Consider the following 19,731-nt stretch of genomic DNA (forward strand, 5'->3'; position numbering starts at 1 on the left):
TCAACGCGCTCCAGCCTACCCGACGCCGTGGCCGCCCTGTCCGGCGTCGGCCGTCACCAGCCCCCGCCCGACCAGCTCCAGCACCACCACGACCGCCACCGACTCCACCGCCAGCAGCCCGATCAGCACGAACAGCTGCACCGCGCCCGCCTGCACCGGCGAGGCGCCGCCGAGCAGCATCCCGACGAAGGCGCCGGGCAGGGTGACCAGGCCGACGGTGCGGGTCTGGTCCAGTGCCGGGACCAGCGAGGTCGCGGCCGCCGTCCGGCAGATCTCCAGCCGGGCGTCCCGCTCCTCGAAGCCCAGCGCGAGCGCCGCCTCCACCTCGCCGCGCCGCTGCCGCAGCTCGTCCAGGGCGCGCCGGCCCGCGAGCGAGGTGGCGGTGAGCCCGCCGCCGATCAGGATGCCCGCGACCGGGATCACCGACAGTCCCTTGAGCGGCAGCAACCCGACGGCCAGTAGCAGGGCGAGCACCGGCAGCACCCCGGCGCCGATCGGGGCAGCCGCCCAGACCCAGCCGGGGCCCGGGGTCATCCGCCGGCCGGCGGTGCGCACCGCGACCGTGAACATCAGCAGCACGAACAGCGCCGACCACCACAGCGAGGCGACCACCCAGCTGATCACCGCGGCGACGGCGGCCAGCTGGACGACCGCCCGCAGCCCGGCCCGCGCCACCGCCCGCCCGTGGCCGAGCAGGCCCCGACCGGCCACCGCCACGGCGGCCAGCAGCAGCACCGCGGTGACCACCCCGAGCGCCGGGGTGACCGGCAGCAGCTGCCCGCCGCTCGAAGCCGCCAGCGGTACGGGTACCGGTACCGACAGCGGCATCAGATCCAGCTGGTGAACCACATCCGGTCCTGCCAGGACGACATGGGGATCACCTCCGCCGTGTACAGCGGGTAGAAGAAGGCGAAGCAGCCGACGACCGCGAGCACGATCAGCCCGGCCGCGATCGCCCCGTACCGGCGGCGCTCGGGGCTGCAGCCCACCGGGCCGAGGATCGCGCCGAGCATCTGGGCGACGGCCAGGCACAGGAACGGCACCAGCACGACCATGTAGAAGGAGAAGATCGTCCGCTCCTGGTACTGGAACCAGGGCAGGTAGATCCCGGCCACCGCGCACAGCACGGCGCCCGAGCGCCAGTCCCGGCGGAAGAACCAGCGCCACAGCAGGTAGACCAGCGCGAAGCAGGCCGCCCACCACAGGAACGGGGTGCCCAGGCCCAGGATCTGCGCCGCGCAGCCGCCGGGGGCGGTGCAACCGCGCGTCCCGGTCGGCACCTGCTCCCAGTACATCGAGACCGGGCGGCCGTCGACCAACCAGGCGAAGGGGTTGGACTGGTAGGTGTGCGGGGTGCTCAGGCCGGTGTTGAAGTCGTACATCTGCGAGTGGTAGTGCCACAGGCTGCGCAGCGGCGCGGGCACCCAGGTCATCGGGACCTGTGGCAGCGGGATGCCGAAGGCGCGGTCCGGGGAGAGCCCGGCGCGGCCGTCCGCCCAGTGCCGGTCGTAGCCGCCCCCGCCGTTGGCGCCACTGGCCAGCCAGCCGCTCCAGGCGCCGACGTACACCACCACGGCCGAGCCGACCATGGCGAGGAGGGCGGGTACGGCGTCCCGGCGCAGCATGGAGCGCCAGGGATGGCGGGCGCCGGCGGCGCGGCGGCCGGACTGGTCCCAGAGCACGGTGAGGACGCCGAAGGCGGCGAGGATCGGGGCGCCGTTCCACTTGACGGCGCAGGCGGCGCCGATGAGCACCCCGGCGGCGATCCGCCAGGGGCGCCACCCGAGCCGCACCTCGTCGCCGTCGGTGACCCCGGCGAGCCGGGCGCGGACGTGGTCGCGGTCGATCAGCAGGGTGCCGAAGGAGGCGAGCACGAAGAACATCTGGATGCCGTCGAGCAGGCCGACCCGGCTCATCACCAGCTGGAGGCCGTCGACGGACATCAGCAGGGCGGCGGTGCAGCCGACCAGGGTGGAGCCGAAGAGCCGGCGGCCGATCCGGGCCAGCATCAGCACGGTGAGGGTGCCGAGCAGGGCGGTCATGAACCGCCAGCCGAAGGGGTGCAGTCCGAACAGCTGCTCGCCGACCGCCATCACCCACTTGCCGAGCGGCGGGTGGGCGATGAACTCGGGCGCGGAGCCGAGCGGGACGGACTGCGGGACGGCCAGGATGTCGGCGTTGGCGTGGTCGGGCCAGGTGCCCTCGTAGCCCTGCTGGAGCAGGGACCAGGCGTCCTTGGGGTAGTACGTCTCGTCGAAGACGAAGGCGTTGGGGTAGCCGAGGTTCCAGAACCGCAGCAGGCCGGCGAAGAGCGCGACGGCGATCGGGCCGAGCCAGCCGGAACGGTCGGCCGCCCAGCGCAGCAGGCCGCGCGGGGCCGGTGCCGGGTCCGGTTCGGCGGTGGCCTGGACCGCCGGGGGGTGCGTGAGCGCCGCTTGCGTCATAGCCTCGCCGATTCGCCTGTCTGCGGGGCCCTGGGGTTGCTGCACCGGGCCCGGGTCTGCTGCCCCGGCCGGGGCCGGGCGGTCAACAGCCACTGACACTATGTGGCCGTGCCCGGGAAGCCAAGCGCGACGGGCGCCGACCAGGTGACCCGGTCGGCGCCCGTCCAAGCGGCCGTACACACGGCCGCACAAGCGGCCGATTCACGCGCCCGAATCACTCGGCCGCCGCCGTCACGCGGCGGTCTGCAGCTCCCGCTCCCGGACCGGGGCCGGGGTGCGGACCACGGCCGGGGCCGCGTTGTCCTGCTCGGCCGTGAGGTACGGGCGCAGGCGCAGCGCCAGTACGACGATCAGCAGCGTCGAGCCCGCCATGGCCGCGAGGTAGAGCGGCCAGGTGCCGGAGCCGACCAGCAGCACGCCGACGGCCGGGCCGACCGCGATGGCGATCTGCTTCACCAGGGCGTACCCGGCGTTGTAGGTGCCGAGCAGCCGGGCCGGGGCGAGGTCGGCGACCATCGGGCCCATGGTGGGCGCGAGCAGCGACTCACCGACGCCGAACAGGGCGTAGATCGAGACGATGGCGACCGTGGCGGCCATGGTCTCGGTCCGGATCAGGCCGGCGACCAGGGCCATCGCCCAGGCAGCCAGCCAGACCACGCCGGCCGCGGCCATCGCGGTGGTGCGGCGGCGGCGCGCCGTGATCCGCACCATGAACATCTGCAGCACCACGATGGTGACCGCGTTGGCGCCGATCGCGAGGCCCAGGGTGGAGGGCGCGGTGCCGACGGTGTCGGTGGCGAAGGCCGCGACACCGGACTCGAACTGGCCGTAGCAGGTGAAGAAGATCAGCCCGGCGAGGATGCTGAGCCGCACCATCGCCTTGTCGGCGAGCAGGGCGCGCAGGCCGGTCGGGCCGGTCGCCGCGTCCTGGACGACGCTCAGCTGGGCCTTCGGCATCCGGGCGGTGCCGGTGACCAGGGCCAGGCCGAGGAAGGTGACCGCCTCGATGGTGAACAGCCGGGTGAGGCTGGCCGGGTCGGCGACGTTCACGATCTGCCCGCCGACCAGTGCGCCGATGCCCATGCCCAGGTTGACCAGGGTGAACTGCAGCGCGAAGGCGTGCGAGCGGGTCGCGGCCGTCGAACAGCGGACGATCATCGTGGCGAGGGCCGGCTGGCAGGTGGTGACACCCGCGCCGAACAGGAACGAGGAGACCAGCAGGGCCGGCGTGCCGGTGGCGTGGCCGAAGGCGAACGCGCCGGTGGCGGCCAGGGCCGCACCCGCCAGCAGCACCGGACGGGGACCGTACCGGTCGATGCCGCGCCCGGTGAACGGGAGGACGGCGAGCGCCGCGAGCGCGAAGACGGTGAACACCATCCCGGCCGCCAGCGAACCCAGCCCGCGCACCTGGTCCACGTACACGAACATGTACGGCATCGTGAACCCGCTGCCGAACGCGCTGAGCGCGTTGCCGATCTGGACGCGGCGCAGCGGGCCGCCCGCTCCACGTCGCTGCTGCCTCTGCTGCTTCACCGTGCCGGTCACCGTGCACATCCCTTCCTGTTTCCACTGGAACTCTTGAGCCCAGAAGATTTCAGACCTAAACTCTGCCGAGATAAAGTCTTAGCACCGGAAGACTGCGGAGTCAAAGGCTTAAGGAGTGCACGCCCGTGCGACACTGGTCCGCATGACTACGGACAAGCCGTCGCCGGCTGCCGACAAGCCCTCGCGGGCCACTCCCCTGGAGCTCGGCATCTCCGAGCAAGTGGCCCTCTACCAGCGGGAGTTCCCCACCGTCGACCCCCAGGTCGAGACGATCGTGCAGACCCTCAACCGGGTCTCCCGGCGGATGGGCGTCGCGTACGACCGGCAGCTGACTGTGCTCGGGATCACCTCCGCCGAGTGGGAGGTGCTCAAGGCGCTGGTGGTGAGCGGGAGCCCCTACCGGCTGGGCCCGGGCGAGCTGGCGAAGCGGCTGGGGCTCACCCCGGCCGCGATGACCCACCGGATCGACCGGATGGTGGCCGAGGACCTGGTCACCCGGGAGCGGGACGAGTCCAACCGGGTGCGGGTGATCATCGAGCTGACCGAGAACGGCCGCGACAAGTGGCTGGAGTCGATGCGGATGGCGGCGGTGTTCGAGGAGGAGCTGCTGCAGGACATCGCGGGCGAGGAGCGCACCGCGCTGTCCGGCCTGCTGGCCCGGATGCTGCGGCGGATCGAGGAGAGCCAGCCGGACGCGCTCGGGCGCACGGCCGACCTGGCCTGAGTCGCGGTCGCGGTCGCGGGCCCGGGCCCGGGCCCGGAACGACGGAGTCCGGCCCGCCGGGGGTGCTCCCCCGGCGGGCCGGACTCCGTGCTCGTTCAGGTGCCGCGGGGCCCGTCGGGCCCCCGGGCGGTCAGCCGCTCAGCAGGTCAGCAGGCAGCGGGTCAGCAGGGGCCGTTGTCGGTCCAGACGCCCCACTGGCCGCTCTGGGTCGGGTCGTCGCCCTTGGTCCACCACTTGTTGGTGTAGTAGTGGCCCTTCCAGGAGACCTTGGTGCCGCCGGCCGCGTAGGTGGCGTTCGGGTCCCAGCTCGGGGCGGCCGAGCAGGTGGCCGGCGTGGTCGGGGTGCCGGTCGGGGTCCCGGTGGGCGTGCCGGTCGGGGTGCCCGTCGGAGTGCCGGTGGGGGTCCCGGTCGGCGTGCCGGTCGGGGTCTGGGTCGGCGTCGGGGTGCCGGTCGGCGGGGCCGGGCAGCCGGCCGCGGAGCCGTTGGTGGCGTTCACCATCGTGTCGAACAGGGTGGTGTTGGTACCCAGGTCGTACAGCGAGAAGGCGAAGGAGCCGCCGAGGCCGTTGCAGTGCGCGTAGTCCAGCTTGGCCTGGACGGACTTGGCGTTCTCACCGCTCCAGAAGGTGGTGCCGTCGTAGAAGTAGGCGGCCTTGGCGTCGTCGTCCCAGAAGGTCTTGGACGGGTTGTCGACGAAGCCGGCCAGCTCCTTGTACATCTGGATGCCCGGGACGTTGCCGGACATCGCGGCGCCGGCGGCCGGGGCGGTGGCGGGCTGGAAGAGGCCGTTCTTGCCGTTGTTCTGGACGCCGGTCCAGCCGCGGTAGTAGAACGGCACACCCATGTTGATCTTGTTGGCCGGGAAGCCGCCGGGGATGCCGTACTGGGCGTCGCCGACCGTCCACGCCTTGATGGCGTTGTCGATCGAGTACTTGCCGTTGCCCGGCTTGGCCGGGGTCGACGGGTCGTTCGGGCCGGAGTACAGCGGGGCCTGGTGGTTGGTCGGACCCTGGGGGTCCCAGCCGCCGTGCATGTCGTAGGTCATGACGTCGAGGAAGGTCAGGTACTGACCGATCTTGTCGGTCTCGACGTTCATGATCTTGTCCTGGCCGGCGCCGACCGCCGCCGAGAGGGCGTAGGTCTTGTTGTCGGCCTTGCCCTGGGCGTCCAGCTGGTTGCGGAACTCCTGCAGCAGCAGGGTGAAGTTCTGCTTGTCGGCCGGGCTGGAGATGTTGCCGGTGTGGCCGCCGCCGCCCGGGTACTCCCAGTCGATGTCGATGCCGTCGAAGACGCCCTTGCCCGTGCCCGGACCGCCGTAGCCGGCGTCGGACGGGAGGTTGCCCTTGATGAACATGTCGAGGCAGGACGAGACCAGGTGCTTGCGCGAGGCGTCCGTGGCGGCCGCCGACGAGAAGTACTTGGAGTAGGTCCAACCGCCGATCGACAGCAGGATCTTGAGGTTGGGGTTCTTCGCCTTGAGCTTCTTGAGCTGGTTGAAGTTGCCCGCGATCGGCTGGTTCCAGACGTCGCCGACGCCGTCCACCGAGATGTCCGCGCCGAAGCTCTTCTGGTAGTCGGCGAAGGCGTCGGCCGCGCCGTCACCGGCGTTGGGGTTGTTGTCGTTGGTGTCGGCGGCCTTGGTCGCCTCGAAACAGCCCAGGTCGGTCGGCGAGATGTTGGCGAAGTCGTAGATCAGGTAGTCCAGCTTCCCGGCCACGCCGGTGTCCTGGATCGTCTTCGGGTAGTACGCGTTGGCGTACACCGACCACTGGTCGTAGTAGGCGACCTTGATGCCGCCGCTGGTGGCGGTCGCGCCGGTGGAGTTGGTGGTCGCGGCGTTGGCCGCGCCGCCGCCGGACAGCGCGAGGCCCGCGCCGAGCAGCAGGGAGGCGGTGGTGCCGGCCGCGATGGCGGCCAGGCTCTTCGGGCGGCGCCGGCGGGGCCCGTCCGGAGCCGGGGTCCCGGCCCTTTCAATGCGTGAGCGCAGCATGGGTGCGTGACTCCTGGGTGTGGGGGTTCCGTCGCCCGGTGGGGTGCGTCCGGGGTGGGGCCGGACGACCGGGACATGACAGATCAGGGGTGGGAATCGAGCGGACAGGCCATGACGGACACCGGGATGTGCCGAACCGGCGCCCCCGGCACGAGGCCGGTGACGCCGGTTCAGGGGCTCCCTGCACCTGGGCAATAAAAATGGACTAGACCAACTCGCCCGTCAAGGGGTCCTGTTGGCCTTGAGACCCGCTTAAGGTTCCGCAGCCGCCCCGGAACGGCGGCGCCCGGGGCCGGAACGGGGGTGCTCAGAACCGGACGGCGTTCGCCACCTCGGCCTTCACCGTGCCGCTGAGCTCCCGATTGGCCTGCGCGGTGGCCTGGGCGCTCTGGCCCGCCGCCACGTCCTGGACGGTCACCGCGGTCGCGTCCAGCAGCTTGCCGCTCCCGTCGGTGAAGTTCACCTGGACCACGTACCGGTACGACTCCTGACCGTGGTTGGTGACGGTCAGCTGCGCCTGCGGCCTGCCGTCCGAGCCGGTCGACACCGCGCCGACCGAGACGTCCCCCTTGGCGTCCAGCCCGCCCTTGATCCCGGAGACCGCCGAGGAGGCCGCCGAGACCGCCGCCGAGGCCTCGGCCTGCGCCGAGCCCAGCAGCCCGCCCGCCCCGCCGGCCGCCGAGGCCAGCGCCGACGCGGCGGAGGCGGCGGCGCTCGCCGCCTTCTGCACCTCCCCGGCCGCCGCGGAGGCCTCACCGCGCGCGCTCTTGCCGGAGGAGCAGCCGGCCAGCACCACCGAACCCAGCACCGCCGAACCCAGCACGGCGGCCGCCAACCCCCCTGCTACCAGCCGGTGGTGACGGTTCGTCGGTGCGGCCGGGCGCCGTTCGGTGCGGCGCGGCCCGGAGGCGGCTCGGGTGAGCGGCTGGCGGTCCATGCGGATCCTCGTTCCTTCCCGGCGCCGGGCTGCCCGGCACACCTCCCGCCCACCCTCCGAGCCGCCCGCCGCCCCCGCCAGCAGGGGTGGTGCCTCCGGGTGAGGCCGCGGCCTTCCGGAACGATCCTCAGGACAGCCCGGAGCCCTCCTGCTCGTCCGCCTCCACCGCCGCCCGCTCCTCGCGCAGCCGCACCAGGTGCCGGCGGCGCGCCACCACCCCGTACGCGCCCACCGCACTCGCCACGAAGGCCAGCGTGCCGACCCACGGCCGGTCGAAGACGTGCCCGGTCAGATGGTCCAGCGAGTACCGCCCGGGGCCGGCCAGGCCGATCGCCAGACCGGTCGCGCCGAGGAAGGCCGGGTACTCGTAGCCGCCGGACATCGCGAAGAAGCCCGCCGGGGCGTGCACCGCCACGGCCCCGGCCATCGTCCCGGCCACCACCGCACCGGCCGCCGGGGTGGCCAGCCCGGCCACCAGCAGCGCCCCGCCGCCCGCCTCGCCGACGCCCGCCGCGATGGCGCTCTGCCGCGCCGGGTGGAAGCCCATGTGGTCCATCGCCTGGGTGGTGCCCTCCAGGCCGCCGCCACCGAACCAGCCGAACAGCTTCTGGGTCCCGTGCGCGATCAGCACTCCGCCGACCGCGCCGCGCAGGGCCAGCAGGCCCAGGTCCCTACGGTTCAGGCACATGTCGCATCCTCGTTTCCGCCAGGGGAGTGGTCGTACGTACCTCCATGGCACCCGAGAGCGCCCGCAGGCTCGACCCGGGGCCGCCATCCGGGCGAATCCGGCCCCGACAAGGAATGCTGGGCGCATGTTCGTCTTCAACCTGGGCAGCGCCTTCATCACCTTCTTCGCCGTGGTCGGCCCGCCGAAGACCCTGCTGACCTTCGCCAGGCTGGCCGGGGACCGCAGCACCCGGGAGCTCCGGCGGCTGGCCGCCTGGAGCACGGCCGTCTCGGCGCTGATCGGCCTGGTCCTCGGCTTCGGCGCGGACGAGGTGACCACGCTCTTCCACATCAGCGACCAGTCGCTGCAGCTCGCCGGCGGGGCGATCTTCTTCGTCTACGCCGTCGCGCTGGTCTTCGGCCTCCACCTCGGCGCGGACGGCGACGACGACGAGCACCTGTCCAACCCGCTCGCGGACGGCATCCGCGAACTGCTGCTGCCGTACATCGCCAGCCCGCTCGCGATCACCGCCGTCCTGGTCGCCTCCCTCAACCAGGACAACTGGGGCTGGAAGGCGGCCGTCGCCGGGGCGTACGTGGCCGTCGCGGTGCTCAACTACCTCTGCGTGGCCGTGCTCGCGCCGCTGATGAAGCGCACCCACAGCACCTCGCTGGAGGTGGCGTCCCGGCTGCTCGGGCTGCTGCTCGCGGCCGTCGGCGTCGAGCTCTTCCTGGAGGGCCTGGCCGGGCTCGGGGTGCCGCTGCCCGCCGGGCACTGAGCCGGAGCACCCGGGCGGGCGCTCGGGCGGGGGCTCGGGTGGGGGCTCGGGTGGGGCTCAGCCGGCCGCCAGGCGGGTCAGCACCTCGCCGATCCGCCCGCGCACCAGCGGGTCGGCGACCAGCCCGTCCTGGCCGACCGCGCCGCGCTCCAGCGGGATCCGCACGCAGGCCTCCGCCAGCACGGCCGCGCCGGTGTAGCCCAGGACGGTACCCAGGGTGGCCTCGGCGCCCAGACCGCGGCCGGGCCCGGCGCAGTTGATCCAGGCCGCGGGCTTGTCCGAGATCTCGGTTCCGCCGACCGTCCAGTCCAGCAGGTTCTTGAACGAGCCCGGGAGCGTCCCGGCGTACTCCGGGGTGCAGACGAGCAGCGCGTCGGCCGCCTCGATCGCCGCCCGCAGCGCGGCCACCGGCTCCGGCAGCGGGTCGGTGTCGTGGTCCGGGTTGAAGTGCGGCAGCCCGGCCAGGTCCGCGTAGTACGTGGTCCGGACGCCGGGCAGGTCGTCGGCCACGGCGGCGGCGGTGCGCAGCACGGCCTCGTTGGCGGAACCGGCCCGCAGGCTCCCGGGCAGCAGCAGGATGTGGCGCTCGTTCGGCATGCCGAGGAACCTACTCCCTGACGTCCGCGTCAAGGCCAGCCGGAGGCCGGCGGGCCCGGGCCGACCGGCTCGCGCCGGGTCAGCTCGGCAGCAGCGGCCGCCAGGGCACCGGGCTGGAGAGGATCATCGAGCTGGCCGGCGGCCCGTACCCGCCGAGCCGGTCACAGAGCGCCTCGAACTCGGCCATCGTGGCGACCGCGACCAGCAGCACGCAGCAGGCCCCGCCGGTGACCCGGTGCAGTTGCAGCACCTCCGGCCAGGTCGCCACCTCGGGGTCGCGCAGCACGCAGCGCGGGCCGTAGCACTGCACCTGGACCAGCGCGGTGATCGGCAGCCCGGCCCGGGTGGGGTCCACGTGGGCGTGGTAGCCGCTGATCACGCCGTCCGCCTCCAGGCGGCGGACCCGTTCGGCCACCGCGGGTGCGGACAGGCTCACCCGGCGGGAGAGTTCGTTGTACGAGAGTCTGGCGTCGGCCTGGAGTTCGGCCAGCAGTCGGCGGTCGACGGCGTCCATGGGGGCTCCCGAAGCGGTGGTGATCAGCGGGTGTGATCAGCGGGTGTGATCAGCGGGTGTGATCAGCGGTTTTTCATTCGTAAAGCAGATCGACCGAACGCCTCGCGAACGACAACCCGAAGCCCTGTTGCGGTGCTCGTCGGCCATTCAAGCGGGGGACCACGGCGCCGCACAATGGGCTCCCCGGTGGAACCAGGACGTCCGTCCGCTCCACCGGACCCGGGCGACGCGGCCCGGACGGAGCAGGAGGGATCGGGATGGGGCACGACACGGTGGAGACACCCAACCTGTCGTTCGGTGGGGACGGCCGACCGGGTCGGGGCACCCCGTACGCGCAGTACGTGCGCCTGGAGGAGCTGCACAGCCTCCAGCACCCGCGCAGCAAGGAGCCGGCCGAGCTGTCCTTCATCGTCACCACCCAGGTGATGGAGCTGCTCTTCGACCTGCTGCGGCACGAGTGGACGATCGCCCGGCAGGCGCTGCGCGAGGACGACCCGACCGCCGCGCGGGCCGCGCTGCGCCGCGGCACCCACGTCCAGGACGTGCTGGTGGAGTCCTGGGACCTGCTGGCCACCATGACGCCGCAGGAGTTCAACTCCTTCCGCGCCCTGTTCGGCGAGGCCTCCGGCTTCCAGTCCTCGGCCTTCCTGCACCTGGAGTTCCTGCTCGGCAACAAGAACGCCGCGCTGCTGAACATGTACGAGGGGATGCCGGAGACCAGGGCCGAGCTGGCCGAGGTGCTGCGCTCCCCCGGCCTGTACGACGAGGTGCTCGGCCTGCTGGCCCGCCGCGGCCTGGCGGTGCCCGTGGCGGTCTCGGAGCAGCGCTACCGGCCCTCCGAGGAGGTCGCCGCGGCCTGGCGCCGGGTCTACACCGAGCCGGAGTTCGCCGACCTCCAGCCGCTCGCCGAGACGCTGCTGGATGTCGCCGAGCGGGTCACCCGCTGGCGCCAGCGGCACCTCAGCTCGGTCAAGCGGACCATGGGCGCCAAGCCCGGCTCGGGCGGTTCCAGCGGACTGACCTGGCTGCGCAAGGCGGCCGAGCAGGACGTGTTCCCGGAGCTGTGGACGATCCGGGACGAGCTGTGACCGAGCCGGTGGCGAAGGAGAGAACGGGCATGACCACGCGCGAGGACTGCGCGGCGCTGGACGCCGTCGACCCGCTGGCGGCGTTCCGCGAGGAGTTCGCCCTGCCGGACGGGGTGATCTACCTGGACGGCAACTCACTGGGCGCGCTGCCGGTGCGCACGCCCGAGCGGGTGGCCCGGGTGGTCGAGCGGGAGTGGGGCCGGGAGCTGATCCGCAGCTGGAACGAGGCCGGCTGGTTCGAGCAGCCGTACCGGCTGGGGCGGCGGATCGCGCCGCTGGTCGGGGCCGACCCGGCGGAGGTGGTCGTCTGCGACACCACCTCGGTGAACCTGTTCAAGGTCCTCGCGGCGGCGCTCCGGCTCCGCCCGGGGCGGCGCACGGTGCTCGGCGACGTCGAGGCCTTCCCGACCGACCTGTACATCGCCGAGGGCGTGACCGGCCTGGTCGAGGGCGGGCGCAGCGTGCTGATCCGCCCCGAGGAGCTGGACCGGCACCTGGACGGCGAGGTCGCCGCGGTGGTGCTCTCACACGTGGACTACCGCACCGGCGAACTGCTGGACATGCCCGGGATCACCGCCCGGGTACAGGCCGCGGGCGCCCTGATGATCTGGGACGTCTGCCACTCGGTGGGCGCGCTGCCGGTCGAACTCGGCGCCGCCAACGCCGACTTCGCGGTCGGCTGCACCTACAAGTACCTGAACTCCGGCCCCGGCTCGCCGGCCTTCCTGTACGTCGCCGAGCGGCACCTGGCGGCCGGTCCGCGGCAGCCGCTGAGCGGCTGGTTCGGGCACGCCCGCCCGTTCGACTTCGAGCCCGGGTACGACCCCAAGCCGGGCATCGGGCGCTTCCTGACCAGCTCGCCCTCGCTGCTCGGCCAGGCCTCGCTGGAGGTCTCCCTGGACATCTGGGAGCGGGCCGACCTGGCCGCCGTACGGGCCAAGAGCCTGGCGCTGACCGATCTGTTCGTCTCGCTGGTCGAGGGCCTGGACGGGATCGAGGTGGTGACCCCGCGTGAGCACGCCCGGCGGGGCAGCCAGGTCGCGCTGCGGCACCCGGACGGGTACCCGGTGGTCCAGGCGCTGATCGCGCGCGGGGTGATCGGGGACTTCCGCGCACCGGACCTGATGCGCTTCGGGTTCACCCCGCTCTACCTCTCGTACACCGAGGTGTGGGACGCGGCCCGGCAGCTGGCCGAGGTGCTGGCGAGCGGCGAGTGGCGGGAGGAACGGTTCTCCCGTCGGGGCGAGGTGACCTGACCGGAGGCAGGGGGTCCTTTGCCGCTAATAATGCGCAGTATTAATCTGGGGCGCATGGCAAGGACATCGGCGGGCCACGAGACCCGCGAGAGGCTGCTGCGGGCGGCGGAGGAACTCTTCGCCACCCGGGGCGTGGAAGGCGCCCTGACCAGGGACATCACCCGACTGGCCGGGCAGGGCAACCCGTCCGCCGTGCAGTACCACTTCGGCTCCCGCGAGGGCCTGCTCGACGCGATCATGGCCGCCCGCCAGGACCGCACCGAGCAGGCCCTCGCGCCGCGTCTGCCCGCACTCGCGGACGCGGACCTGCCCGGACTGCTCGACGCCCTGGTCGCGGCCGAGGCCACCGAACTGCGCACCGAGCAGGGCCGGTACTGCCTGCGGATCTCCGCCCAGGTCAGCCACAGCAGCGGGGTCCGCACCCGGACCCCGCACCCCACCCTCGCGGGCGGCGGCTACTGGCGGCTGATCGCGCTGATCGAGGAGCGGATCGCCGCGCTGCCGGAGCCGATCCGGCTGGAACGGATCGACCTGGTCCTCACCCTGATCGGCGCGGCCCTGGCCGACCGGGCGCAGCAGTACCTCACCCGGTCCACCCCCCTCACGGACGAGGAGACCTTCCTCGCCGACCTGGTGACGGTGTCCGCCGCCATGCTCTCCGCCCCCACCCCCCGAAGGATCACGTCATGAACGACCTCACCGGCAAGACCGTCCTGATCACCGGCGGCGCCCGCGGCCTCGGCGCCGAGGCCGCCCGGCTCGCCGTCGCGGCCGGCGCCGACGTGGTGATCACCGACGTGCTGGCGGACGACGGCGCGGCCACCGCCGCCGAACTCGGCGAGCGGGCCCGGTTCGTGCGGCACGACGTCACCTCCGAGGCGGACTGGCAGCGCGTGGTGGACTTCGCGGTGGCGGAGTTCGGCGCACTGCACGGCCTGGTCAACAACGCCGGGATCTCCACCGGTTCGCTGCTCGCGGACGAGAGCGTCGAGCACTTCCGCAAGGTCCTGGACATCAACCTGACCGGCGTGTTCATCGGGATGAAGACCGTCGTCCCGGCGATGCGGGCAGCCGGCGGCGGCTCGATCGTCAACATCTCCTCGGCGGCCGGCCTGATGGGCCTGGCGCTCACCGCCGGCTACGGCGCCTCCAAGTGGGGCGTGCGCGGCCTCAGCAAGATCGGCGCGGTGGAGCTCGGCACCGAGCGGATCCGGGTCAACTCGGTGCACCCGGGCATGACCTACACCCCGATGACCGCCTCGGTCGGCATCCAGCGCGGCGAGGGCAACTACCCCAACACCCCGATGGGCCGGGTCGGCGAGGCACCCGAGATCGCCACCGCCGTGGTCTACCTGCTCTCCGACGACTCCTCCTACGTCACCGGCGCCGAGCTGGCGGTGGACGGCGGCTGGACCACCGGGCCGACCGTCCGGTACGTCATGGGCCAGTAGCCCCACGACGGGACCGGCGGCACGGCGGGACCGGCGGCACGGCGGGACCGGCGGCACGGCGGGACCGGCGGCACGGCGGGACCGGCGGCACGGCGGGACCGGCGGCACGGCGGGACCGGTGGCACGGCGAGACCGGTGCCACCGTGCGCCCGTGCCACCGCGCGCCCGGTGACGTGACGCAGCTCATGCCCGAGCGGGAGTTCGACCGCCATCGCACGAGGGAAACCCATCTCTTGACGATCCGTCACACCCTGGGGAGGTTGGCGTGAACATCGAACTCGGCCCGCTCAAGCCGGATCCCTCCATGCTGGTCCTCGGCCTGGCCCAGCTCTTCCTGCTCATGTTCTCGCTCGGCATCTTCCTGCTCCCCCGCATCGAACGGGTGCGGGCCCAGCGATGGGACGCGACCGAGGGGCGGGTCGAACGGGCGGAGGCCGTCCGCGCCGAGGCCGAGGCGGTCCGGGGCGCGGCGCTGCACGAGATCGCCGAGGCCCGGCACCAGGCGGCCCGGATCCGCCAGGAGTACACCGAGCGCGGCACGGCGGCGATCGCGGCGGCCCGCGCCGAAGGCGTCCGCGACCGCGAACTGCTCCTCACCACAGGCCGCGTCCGGATCGCCGCCGACCGGACGGAAGCCGCCGACGCACTGCGGCAGGGCGTCGGCGAACTGGCCGTCGCACTGGCCGGCCGGGTGGTCGGCGAACCGGTGCACACCGTCGCGGCCCGACGCCGCACGGTGGAGCGGTTCTTCGCTCAGCCGACCGACTGACTGCTCGTCAACTCCGCTATCAGTTGCCGGTAGACGTCGAAGGCCGGCTTGCGCGTCCAGTCGTCGCGGAGCAGTCCGAAGTGGTGGAACGGACCGGGGCCGGCACTGTCGGCGTCCCGGAGGGAGAAGAACGAGTAGCTCCGGACGGCGAGTTCACCGGCCAACCCGGCCACCGCCCGGACCACCTGCTCCACCACCTCGGCCTGCCGGGCCTCGCTCCGCCCCGGACCGGTGGGCCAGCCGTTCTCGCAGATCCGCAGCGGGACGGTCGGCCCGATCCCGGCCCGGGAGAGCGCGTCGCCGCGGAAGCCGGTGAGCACCGCCCGCACCGCGTCCGCGATCCGGTCCGCCGGGACGGGGCGGAAGACGTCCGGGAAGAAGTCCAGGCCGACGTAGTCCAGGGCACGGTGGAAGCGCTCGTCGGCGATCCGGCCCAGCTCCGGCCAGAAGGTGTCGGCGGGGTCGAACGAGGGCACCGCGTTGAAACCGACCGCCAGGTGCTCGTAACCGCAGGCCAGCGCCTCCTCCTTGGCCACGACGACGCCCTCGACCAGCGCCCGCCGGACGTTCGGGATGCTGCCGTCGAGGACGGGCAGGTCCAGGTTGGGCTCCTCGCAGATCTGCAGGAGCGCGAGGCGGGAGCCCTCGGCCCGGACGGTCCGCCGGACGAAGTCCAGCCAGCCCGCCAACTCCCCGCCGCGCTCGCGGAACTGGAGCACGAGGTCGAGCTTCCGCCCCTCGACGGCGTACTGCTCGGGCCGCTCCGGAGTGTGCGCGCCGTCCGGATGGAGACGGTAGGCGCGCACCAGCAACTCGGCTGCTCCGCCCTGGAGTTCGCGCAGGGCAGTGGTGATCTCCGCGGGATCGTCGGGGCGGACGGGATGGATCAGCCCGGTCTCGTCGCCGAGCAGTCCGCCGGGGTAGATGCCGAAGGTGAAGGTCATGGCGACACCGTAGCCGATATTTTTGGTGTCACTGCAAGTTTTAAGTGACACCATGATTCGGCGCTACGATGCGGCCATGGGACTTCGCGAACTCAAGAAGCAGCAGACCCGGGAACTCCTGGCCGACACCGCCATGGGCCTGTTCGCCGAGCACGGCTTCGACCGGGTCACCGTGGTCGAGGTGGCCCGGGCCGCCGGGGTCTCGCCCAATACCGTGTTCAACTACTTCCCGACCAAGGAGGACCTGTTCTTCGACCGGCAGGACGAGGTCGTCGGCCACCTCGCCGAGGTGGTCCGCCGACGGCCCGCCGACAGCTCCGCCGTGGACGCCGTCCGGGCCGACCTGCTGGCGGGCCTCGCCGACGGGGAGCCGACGATCGGGCTCAACCCCCGGATGGCCGCGTTCTGGCGGATCATCGCGGACAGCCCGGCCCTGCGGGCCCGGCTGCTCGAACTCGGCGAACGCTCCGAAGCGGCCCTGGCCGCCGCCCTGGCCGAGGAGTCGGACGCCGGACCGGCGGACCCCCTCCCCCAGATCCTGGCCGGCGCCCTCGCCGGGGCCCACCGGGCGGTGCTCGGCGAGATCCGGCGGGCGATGGTCGCCGGGGAGCCGCCCGAGGAGGTGCGGGAACGCGTCAGGACAGCGGTGGACCGGGCCTTCGACCTGCTCGCCGCCGGACTCGCCGGGTACCCGTCGGGACACTGACACGACTCGGGCCGCCCGGCCACGGAGGCGGGCGGCCCGAGGGCACTGGCCGGGGTACCAGGGCGTGTCAGACACGCCCTAGCTGTGGCGGCCCCGACGGCGGCGGGCGGCCAGCACGGCGAGGCCGCCCAGGCCGAGCAGGCCGACACCGGCCAGGCCGAAGACCACCGGCGCGTCGCCCGCACCGGTCGAGGGCAACTCGCCGTTGCCGCCGGGGTGGTGGCCGGTCGGGTGGTGGCTGCTCGGGTGGTGGCTGGTCGGGGCCGGGCCCGCGCTCGACGTGGACGCGCTGGCCGACGCCGAGGTGGTGCTCGCGCTCGGGGACGGGGAGGTCGGGGACGGGGAGGTCGGGCTTGGCGAAGTGGGACTCGGAGACGTCGGGGACGGGGAGGTCGGGCTTGGCGAAGTGGGACTCGGAGACGTCGGGGACGGAGAGGTCGGCGACGGCGACGTGGGGGACGGGGACGTCGGGCTCGGGGACGTCGGGGACGGAGACGTCGGCGACGGCGACGTGGGCGACGGAGAGGTCGGCGACGGGGACGTAGGCGTCGGGCTCGGCGTCACCCGGCAGTCCGGCAGATCCCCGTCGAACGGGTAGCTGTGGATCTCGTAGCCGCCCGTACCGGTGTGGATCAGGTTGCCCGCGAGGTACACCCGGCCGTTGATGCCCGGCTGGGCGAGGGTCGTGGTGCTGCCCGGGTTGCCGGCCATGACCGAGCCCTGGAACTGGGCGCTGCCGAGGATCTGGGGCGAGGTCGCGGTCGGGAAGTTGTACATCAGCTTGGAGCGCATGTCGGTGGTCTGGTCGCCGGCCAGGCCGGTGCCGGTGTAGGTGTTGATGACCGGGCTGTCCCCGAGCATGTTCACCACGACGGTGGCCCCGGCCGGGATGTTGTTGAAGACCAGGCCGATCTGGCCGCCGCTCGGCGAGGCCAGGTTCTGGCTGACGTTGAAGACCTGCTTCATGCTGACGCCGTCACCGGTGAAGGTGGCCTGGCTGGCGGAGACGTCGACGGTGCCGGTCGCGGTGGCCCGCCCGACGCAGTCGGAGACCTCCTCGATCTGGGTCAGCACGTCCTGGTAGGGCGCGGCGGCGTTCGGGTCCTGGATCGACTGGCCGGTGGGGTCGATGCTGACGGTGCCGGTGACACCGCCCGCGTGGCGCAGGTTGCCGAAGGCGGGGCCGTGGGAGTCGCTGCCACCGATCAGGATCGAGTTGCCGGTCCTGACGTCGACGTTGCCGCCGCTGGTGACGAAGTCGCTTCCGTCGGGTGGCGCGACGCGCGAGCCGACACCCACCACGCCCATGTTGTAGACGCCGCCGCCGTTCTTGTCGACGGTCAGGTTCCCCAGCGTGACGATCTTGCCCTCGGCCTCGGCCGCCCGGCCGTTGACGGTGTAGTCGCCTCCGGTGAAGACGTTGATCGTGGCGTCCCGTCCGGTGAAGTCGCCGTTGTTCGGCGGTGGCCAGGTGGCGGGGCAGTCGGGGCCGGAGCAGGCACCCAGCGGCGGGGCGAGCGGGGCGGCCGAACCGACCGTCAGCACGGCGGCCATCGGCACCGCGGCGACGGCGGTCGCCACGGCGATCCGGACGGCCCGGCGACGGCCGGTGGCGGGTGTTCTTCTCACGGCGGTCGCTCGGTGATCCGGCGAACCGGTGGCCTGACCCATCGACAATTCCTCCGCGCAGAGAAAAGGGCAGGCCGGACGACCTGCCAGGTTCCGTCATATCTCCTGACGATCCCATAGATCAGAGACATTCAATCCTAAAACGGACTATTCACACCCTGTAGACCCTCAGATCGGACCCGGGCACCCAGGGACACCCCATCGCTCCGCCCCCCGCCCACCGGGACGGCGGCCCCGCCCGCTCCCCCGAGGTCCGGCTCCCCACCCGGCGGCCGGGCGGACTAGGTTGGAGGGCATGACCACCGAGGCCCAGGAGCAGGACGCGCCGCTCGTCGCCGCCGCGTCCGCCGACGCCGTACTGCGGCACCCCGAGGCGGGCGAGCACCTGCTCACCGAGAGCGAGCGGGCGCGCGCCGCGCGCTTCCGGCAGGAGTCCGGGCGGACCGACTTCGTCGCCGGGCACGTCCTGGTCCGGCTCTGCGCCGCCCGACTGCTCGGCGTCCCGGCCGCCGGGCTGGTGCTCGCCCAGGAGTGCCCGGACTGCGGCCTCGCCGACCACGGCAAGCCCTACCTGCCCGACCACCCCGGGGTGGAGGTCAGCCTGTCGCACACCCGGGGCGTGGTCGCGGCCGGCGCGGGCCGGCAGCCGGTCGGCGTGGACGTCGAACTGGCCGGCCGGGGCGGCTCGCTCCGCGCCGTGGCCCGCCGGGTGCTCGCCCCGGCCGAGCTGGCCCTGGTCGAGGCCGCCCCGGAGCCGGACCGGGCGTTCCTGCGGCAGTGGGTGCGCAAGGAGTCGCTGATCAAGATCGGGCGGGTCACCCTGGACACCCTCGGGCAGGTCGACCTCTCCGCCCTGCCGCTGGAGGTCCCGCCCGGCGCCCCGCTGCGCAGCCGCTTCGAGGACCTCCACCTGCTCGACTGGACCGACCCCGGGCAGGGCGCCGCCGTCGCGGCCGTCAGCACCGCCCCGCCGCGGATCGTGGAGCTGGTCCCGGCGGGCTGAGCGGGGCACCGGGCCGGGGACCCGAGCGCGGGGCCGGTGAATAAGCGGTGTTAGCGTGCCTGGTCGTGGGCACGCCGAGCGCGCACGCCCGCCGACCCCCAGCTGCCCACCGGATCAAAGGGTGCCCCGCCATGGCCAAGTTCCTGCTGAGCCTGCACGTCCTCGCGTCGGTCCTGTTCATAGGCCCGGTCGCGGTGGCCGTCAGCATGTTCCCGCGCCGGGCGAAGGCCGCCCTGGCCGGCGGCCCGGACCAGGCCTCCGACGCGGGCGTGCTGCGCGTCCTGCACCGGATCACCCAGGTCTACGCGCTGCTCGGCGTCGCGGTGCCGGTCCTGGGCATCGGCGTGGCCCAGGTGATGGACGTGCTCGGCCAGTCCTGGCTGATCGCCTCCATGGTGCTCACCGCGGTGGCCGCGCTCTCCCTGCTGCTCTTCGTGCTGCCCGGCCAGCAGGCCGCCGTGGACGCGCTCGGCCTCGACCCGGCGGACGAGCAGCGCACCAAGGCCGTCAGCGGCCTGCGGCTGCTGCCGATGACCGCCGGGGTGTTCAACCTGCTGTGGGCAGTGGTCGTGGTGCTGATGGTGATCCGCCCCGGCTCGACCACCGGCGCCTGAACCCGCTCCGCCCCGAACCCCCGAGACCCGGACCCCTGGCGCCCGGACTCCTGGCTCCCGGCCCCCGGCGCCCG

Annotated in this window: 20 protein-coding genes; 10 read left to right on the plus strand and 10 right to left on the minus strand. The window is 73.1% G+C overall.

Annotated features, from left to right (window positions below; translation table 11 throughout):
- Nucleotides 1–15 precede the first annotated feature (15 nt).
- The 3 genes from ACZ58X_RS20605 to ACZ58X_RS20615 all read right to left on the minus strand — a co-directional run bounded on the left by ACZ58X_RS20605 (nucleotide 16) and on the right by ACZ58X_RS20615 (nucleotide 3,989).
- Nucleotides 16–828, minus strand: a complete 813-nt coding sequence (locus ACZ58X_RS20605) for an ABC transporter permease (RefSeq protein ID WP_470335143.1) — start codon at nucleotides 826–828, stop codon at nucleotides 16–18.
- Nucleotides 828–2,444 (minus strand): dolichyl-phosphate-mannose--protein mannosyltransferase, encoded by a 1,617-nt coding sequence (locus ACZ58X_RS20610; RefSeq protein WP_470335056.1) that lies wholly within the window; start codon nucleotides 2,442–2,444, stop codon nucleotides 828–830. The genes ACZ58X_RS20605 and ACZ58X_RS20610 overlap by 1 nt, the downstream gene beginning before the upstream one ends.
- A 231-nt stretch (nucleotides 2,445–2,675) precedes the next feature.
- Nucleotides 2,676–3,989: an MFS transporter gene (locus ACZ58X_RS20615; RefSeq protein ID WP_470335057.1), complete on the minus strand. Its 1,314-nt coding sequence runs from the start codon at nucleotides 3,987–3,989 to the stop codon at nucleotides 2,676–2,678.
- 142 nt (nucleotides 3,990–4,131) lie between these two features.
- On the opposite strand from ACZ58X_RS20615, the gene ACZ58X_RS20620 reads away from it, so the two are divergent.
- Complete coding sequence (locus ACZ58X_RS20620) at nucleotides 4,132–4,713, plus strand: MarR family winged helix-turn-helix transcriptional regulator (RefSeq protein WP_470335058.1); 582 nt, start codon at nucleotides 4,132–4,134, stop codon at nucleotides 4,711–4,713.
- Nucleotides 4,714–4,874: 161 nt separating this feature from the next.
- Here the strand turns inward: ACZ58X_RS20620 and ACZ58X_RS20625 are convergent, their stop codons facing one another.
- The 3 genes from ACZ58X_RS20625 to ACZ58X_RS20635 all read right to left on the minus strand — a co-directional run bounded on the left by ACZ58X_RS20625 (nucleotide 4,875) and on the right by ACZ58X_RS20635 (nucleotide 8,329).
- Nucleotides 4,875–6,704, minus strand: a complete 1,830-nt coding sequence (locus tag ACZ58X_RS20625; RefSeq protein WP_470335059.1) for a glycosyl hydrolase family 18 protein — start codon at nucleotides 6,702–6,704, stop codon at nucleotides 4,875–4,877.
- Nucleotides 6,705–7,011: 307 nt separating this feature from the next.
- Nucleotides 7,012–7,641 carry an FxLYD domain-containing protein gene (locus ACZ58X_RS20630; RefSeq protein ID WP_470335060.1) on the minus strand — a complete coding sequence of 210 codons (630 nt, stop codon included), beginning with the start codon at nucleotides 7,639–7,641 and terminating at the stop codon, nucleotides 7,012–7,014.
- 127 nt (nucleotides 7,642–7,768) lie between these two features.
- Nucleotides 7,769–8,329 (minus strand): DoxX family protein, encoded by a 561-nt coding sequence (locus ACZ58X_RS20635; RefSeq protein ID WP_470335061.1) that lies wholly within the window; start codon nucleotides 8,327–8,329, stop codon nucleotides 7,769–7,771.
- A gap of 124 nt (nucleotides 8,330–8,453) precedes the next feature.
- Here ACZ58X_RS20635 and ACZ58X_RS20640 point away from each other — a divergent pair, with 124 nt between their 5' ends.
- Nucleotides 8,454–9,086: a MarC family protein gene (locus ACZ58X_RS20640; RefSeq protein ID WP_470335062.1), complete on the plus strand. Its 633-nt coding sequence runs from the start codon at nucleotides 8,454–8,456 to the stop codon at nucleotides 9,084–9,086.
- A gap of 57 nt (nucleotides 9,087–9,143) precedes the next feature.
- Here the strand turns inward: ACZ58X_RS20640 and ACZ58X_RS20645 are convergent, their stop codons facing one another.
- Nucleotides 9,144–9,683, minus strand: a complete 540-nt coding sequence (locus ACZ58X_RS20645; protein ID WP_470335063.1) for an NADPH-dependent FMN reductase — start codon at nucleotides 9,681–9,683, stop codon at nucleotides 9,144–9,146.
- Nucleotides 9,684–9,762: 79 nt separating this feature from the next.
- Entirely contained in the window at nucleotides 9,763–10,197 is a 435-nt protein-coding gene (locus tag ACZ58X_RS20650; RefSeq protein ID WP_030288688.1) for an Lrp/AsnC family transcriptional regulator, read from the minus strand.
- 257 nt (nucleotides 10,198–10,454) lie between these two features.
- On the opposite strand from ACZ58X_RS20650, the gene ACZ58X_RS20655 reads away from it, so the two are divergent.
- From ACZ58X_RS20655 to ACZ58X_RS20675, 5 genes are all read left to right on the plus strand, one after another.
- Complete coding sequence (locus ACZ58X_RS20655; RefSeq protein WP_470335064.1) at nucleotides 10,455–11,285, plus strand: tryptophan 2,3-dioxygenase; 831 nt, start codon at nucleotides 10,455–10,457, stop codon at nucleotides 11,283–11,285.
- Nucleotides 11,286–11,314: 29 nt separating this feature from the next.
- Entirely contained in the window at nucleotides 11,315–12,541 is a 1,227-nt protein-coding gene (gene kynU, locus ACZ58X_RS20660; RefSeq protein WP_470335065.1) for a kynureninase, read from the plus strand.
- A 54-nt stretch (nucleotides 12,542–12,595) separates the two neighbouring features.
- Nucleotides 12,596–13,231, plus strand: a complete 636-nt coding sequence (locus ACZ58X_RS20665; protein ID WP_470335066.1) for a TetR/AcrR family transcriptional regulator — start codon at nucleotides 12,596–12,598, stop codon at nucleotides 13,229–13,231.
- Nucleotides 13,228–13,992, plus strand: coding sequence for a glucose 1-dehydrogenase (locus tag ACZ58X_RS20670; protein WP_470335067.1), 765 nt, complete (start codon nucleotides 13,228–13,230; stop codon nucleotides 13,990–13,992). The genes ACZ58X_RS20665 and ACZ58X_RS20670 overlap by 4 nt, the downstream gene beginning before the upstream one ends.
- A gap of 265 nt (nucleotides 13,993–14,257) precedes the next feature.
- Nucleotides 14,258–14,761, plus strand: a complete 504-nt coding sequence (locus ACZ58X_RS20675; RefSeq protein WP_470335068.1) for a F0F1 ATP synthase subunit B family protein — start codon at nucleotides 14,258–14,260, stop codon at nucleotides 14,759–14,761.
- On the opposite strand, the gene ACZ58X_RS20680 is transcribed toward ACZ58X_RS20675, so the two are convergent.
- Nucleotides 14,746–15,705 (minus strand): hypothetical protein, encoded by a 960-nt coding sequence (locus ACZ58X_RS20680; RefSeq protein WP_470335069.1) that lies wholly within the window; start codon nucleotides 15,703–15,705, stop codon nucleotides 14,746–14,748. The genes ACZ58X_RS20675 and ACZ58X_RS20680 overlap by 16 nt on opposite strands.
- Nucleotides 15,706–15,781: 76 nt before the next feature.
- Between ACZ58X_RS20680 and ACZ58X_RS20685 the strand changes: the two genes are divergently transcribed.
- A complete protein-coding gene (locus tag ACZ58X_RS20685; RefSeq protein ID WP_470335070.1) occupies nucleotides 15,782–16,411 on the plus strand; it encodes a TetR/AcrR family transcriptional regulator in 630 nt (209 codons plus the stop codon).
- A 78-nt stretch (nucleotides 16,412–16,489) separates the two neighbouring features.
- On the opposite strand, the gene ACZ58X_RS20690 is transcribed toward ACZ58X_RS20685, so the two are convergent.
- The gene (locus tag ACZ58X_RS20690; protein WP_470335071.1) at nucleotides 16,490–18,040 is read right to left on the minus strand and encodes a choice-of-anchor A family protein; all 1,551 of its coding nucleotides are present in this window, start codon (nucleotides 18,038–18,040) and stop codon (nucleotides 16,490–16,492) included.
- A 295-nt stretch (nucleotides 18,041–18,335) separates the two neighbouring features.
- Between ACZ58X_RS20690 and ACZ58X_RS20695 the strand changes: the two genes are divergently transcribed.
- A complete protein-coding gene (locus ACZ58X_RS20695) occupies nucleotides 18,336–19,043 on the plus strand; it encodes a 4'-phosphopantetheinyl transferase family protein (RefSeq protein ID WP_470335072.1) in 708 nt (235 codons plus the stop codon).
- A 131-nt stretch (nucleotides 19,044–19,174) separates the two neighbouring features.
- Nucleotides 19,175–19,657 carry a DUF2269 family protein gene (locus ACZ58X_RS20700; RefSeq protein WP_470335073.1) on the plus strand — a complete coding sequence of 161 codons (483 nt, stop codon included), beginning with the start codon at nucleotides 19,175–19,177 and terminating at the stop codon, nucleotides 19,655–19,657.
- Nucleotides 19,658–19,731: the final 74 nt, after the last annotated feature.

It is taken from the genome of Kitasatospora sp. NPDC040550, from assembly GCF_055594965.1.

Bases quoted from the DNA above. Each gene is read 5' to 3' on its own strand.
- ACZ58X_RS20630 (WP_470335060.1), bottom strand. From the start codon at position 7,641: ATGGACCGCCAGCCGCTCACCCGAGCCGCCTCCGGGCCGCGCCGCACC.
- ACZ58X_RS20685 (WP_470335070.1), top strand. From the start codon at position 15,782: ATGGGACTTCGCGAACTCAAGAAGCAGCAGACCCGGGAACTCCTGGCC.
- ACZ58X_RS20670 (WP_470335067.1), top strand. From the start codon at position 13,228: ATGAACGACCTCACCGGCAAGACCGTCCTGATCACCGGCGGCGCCCGC.
- ACZ58X_RS20650 (WP_030288688.1), bottom strand. From the start codon at position 10,197: ATGGACGCCGTCGACCGCCGACTGCTGGCCGAACTCCAGGCCGACGCC.
- ACZ58X_RS20645 (WP_470335063.1), bottom strand. From the start codon at position 9,683: ATGCCGAACGAGCGCCACATCCTGCTGCTGCCCGGGAGCCTGCGGGCC.
- ACZ58X_RS20640 (WP_470335062.1), top strand. From the start codon at position 8,454: ATGTTCGTCTTCAACCTGGGCAGCGCCTTCATCACCTTCTTCGCCGTG.
- ACZ58X_RS20620 (WP_470335058.1), top strand. From the start codon at position 4,132: ATGACTACGGACAAGCCGTCGCCGGCTGCCGACAAGCCCTCGCGGGCC.
- ACZ58X_RS20655 (WP_470335064.1), top strand. From the start codon at position 10,455: ATGGGGCACGACACGGTGGAGACACCCAACCTGTCGTTCGGTGGGGAC.
- ACZ58X_RS20605 (WP_470335143.1), bottom strand. From the start codon at position 828: ATGCCGCTGTCGGTACCGGTACCCGTACCGCTGGCGGCTTCGAGCGGC.
- ACZ58X_RS20700 (WP_470335073.1), top strand. From the start codon at position 19,175: ATGGCCAAGTTCCTGCTGAGCCTGCACGTCCTCGCGTCGGTCCTGTTC.
- kynU (WP_470335065.1), top strand. From the start codon at position 11,315: ATGACCACGCGCGAGGACTGCGCGGCGCTGGACGCCGTCGACCCGCTG.
- ACZ58X_RS20635 (WP_470335061.1), bottom strand. From the start codon at position 8,329: ATGTGCCTGAACCGTAGGGACCTGGGCCTGCTGGCCCTGCGCGGCGCG.
- ACZ58X_RS20665 (WP_470335066.1), top strand. From the start codon at position 12,596: ATGGCAAGGACATCGGCGGGCCACGAGACCCGCGAGAGGCTGCTGCGG.
- ACZ58X_RS20610 (WP_470335056.1), bottom strand. From the start codon at position 2,444: ATGACGCAAGCGGCGCTCACGCACCCCCCGGCGGTCCAGGCCACCGCC.
- ACZ58X_RS20680 (WP_470335069.1), bottom strand. From the start codon at position 15,705: ATGACCTTCACCTTCGGCATCTACCCCGGCGGACTGCTCGGCGACGAG.
- ACZ58X_RS20695 (WP_470335072.1), top strand. From the start codon at position 18,336: ATGACCACCGAGGCCCAGGAGCAGGACGCGCCGCTCGTCGCCGCCGCG.
- ACZ58X_RS20625 (WP_470335059.1), bottom strand. From the start codon at position 6,704: ATGCTGCGCTCACGCATTGAAAGGGCCGGGACCCCGGCTCCGGACGGG.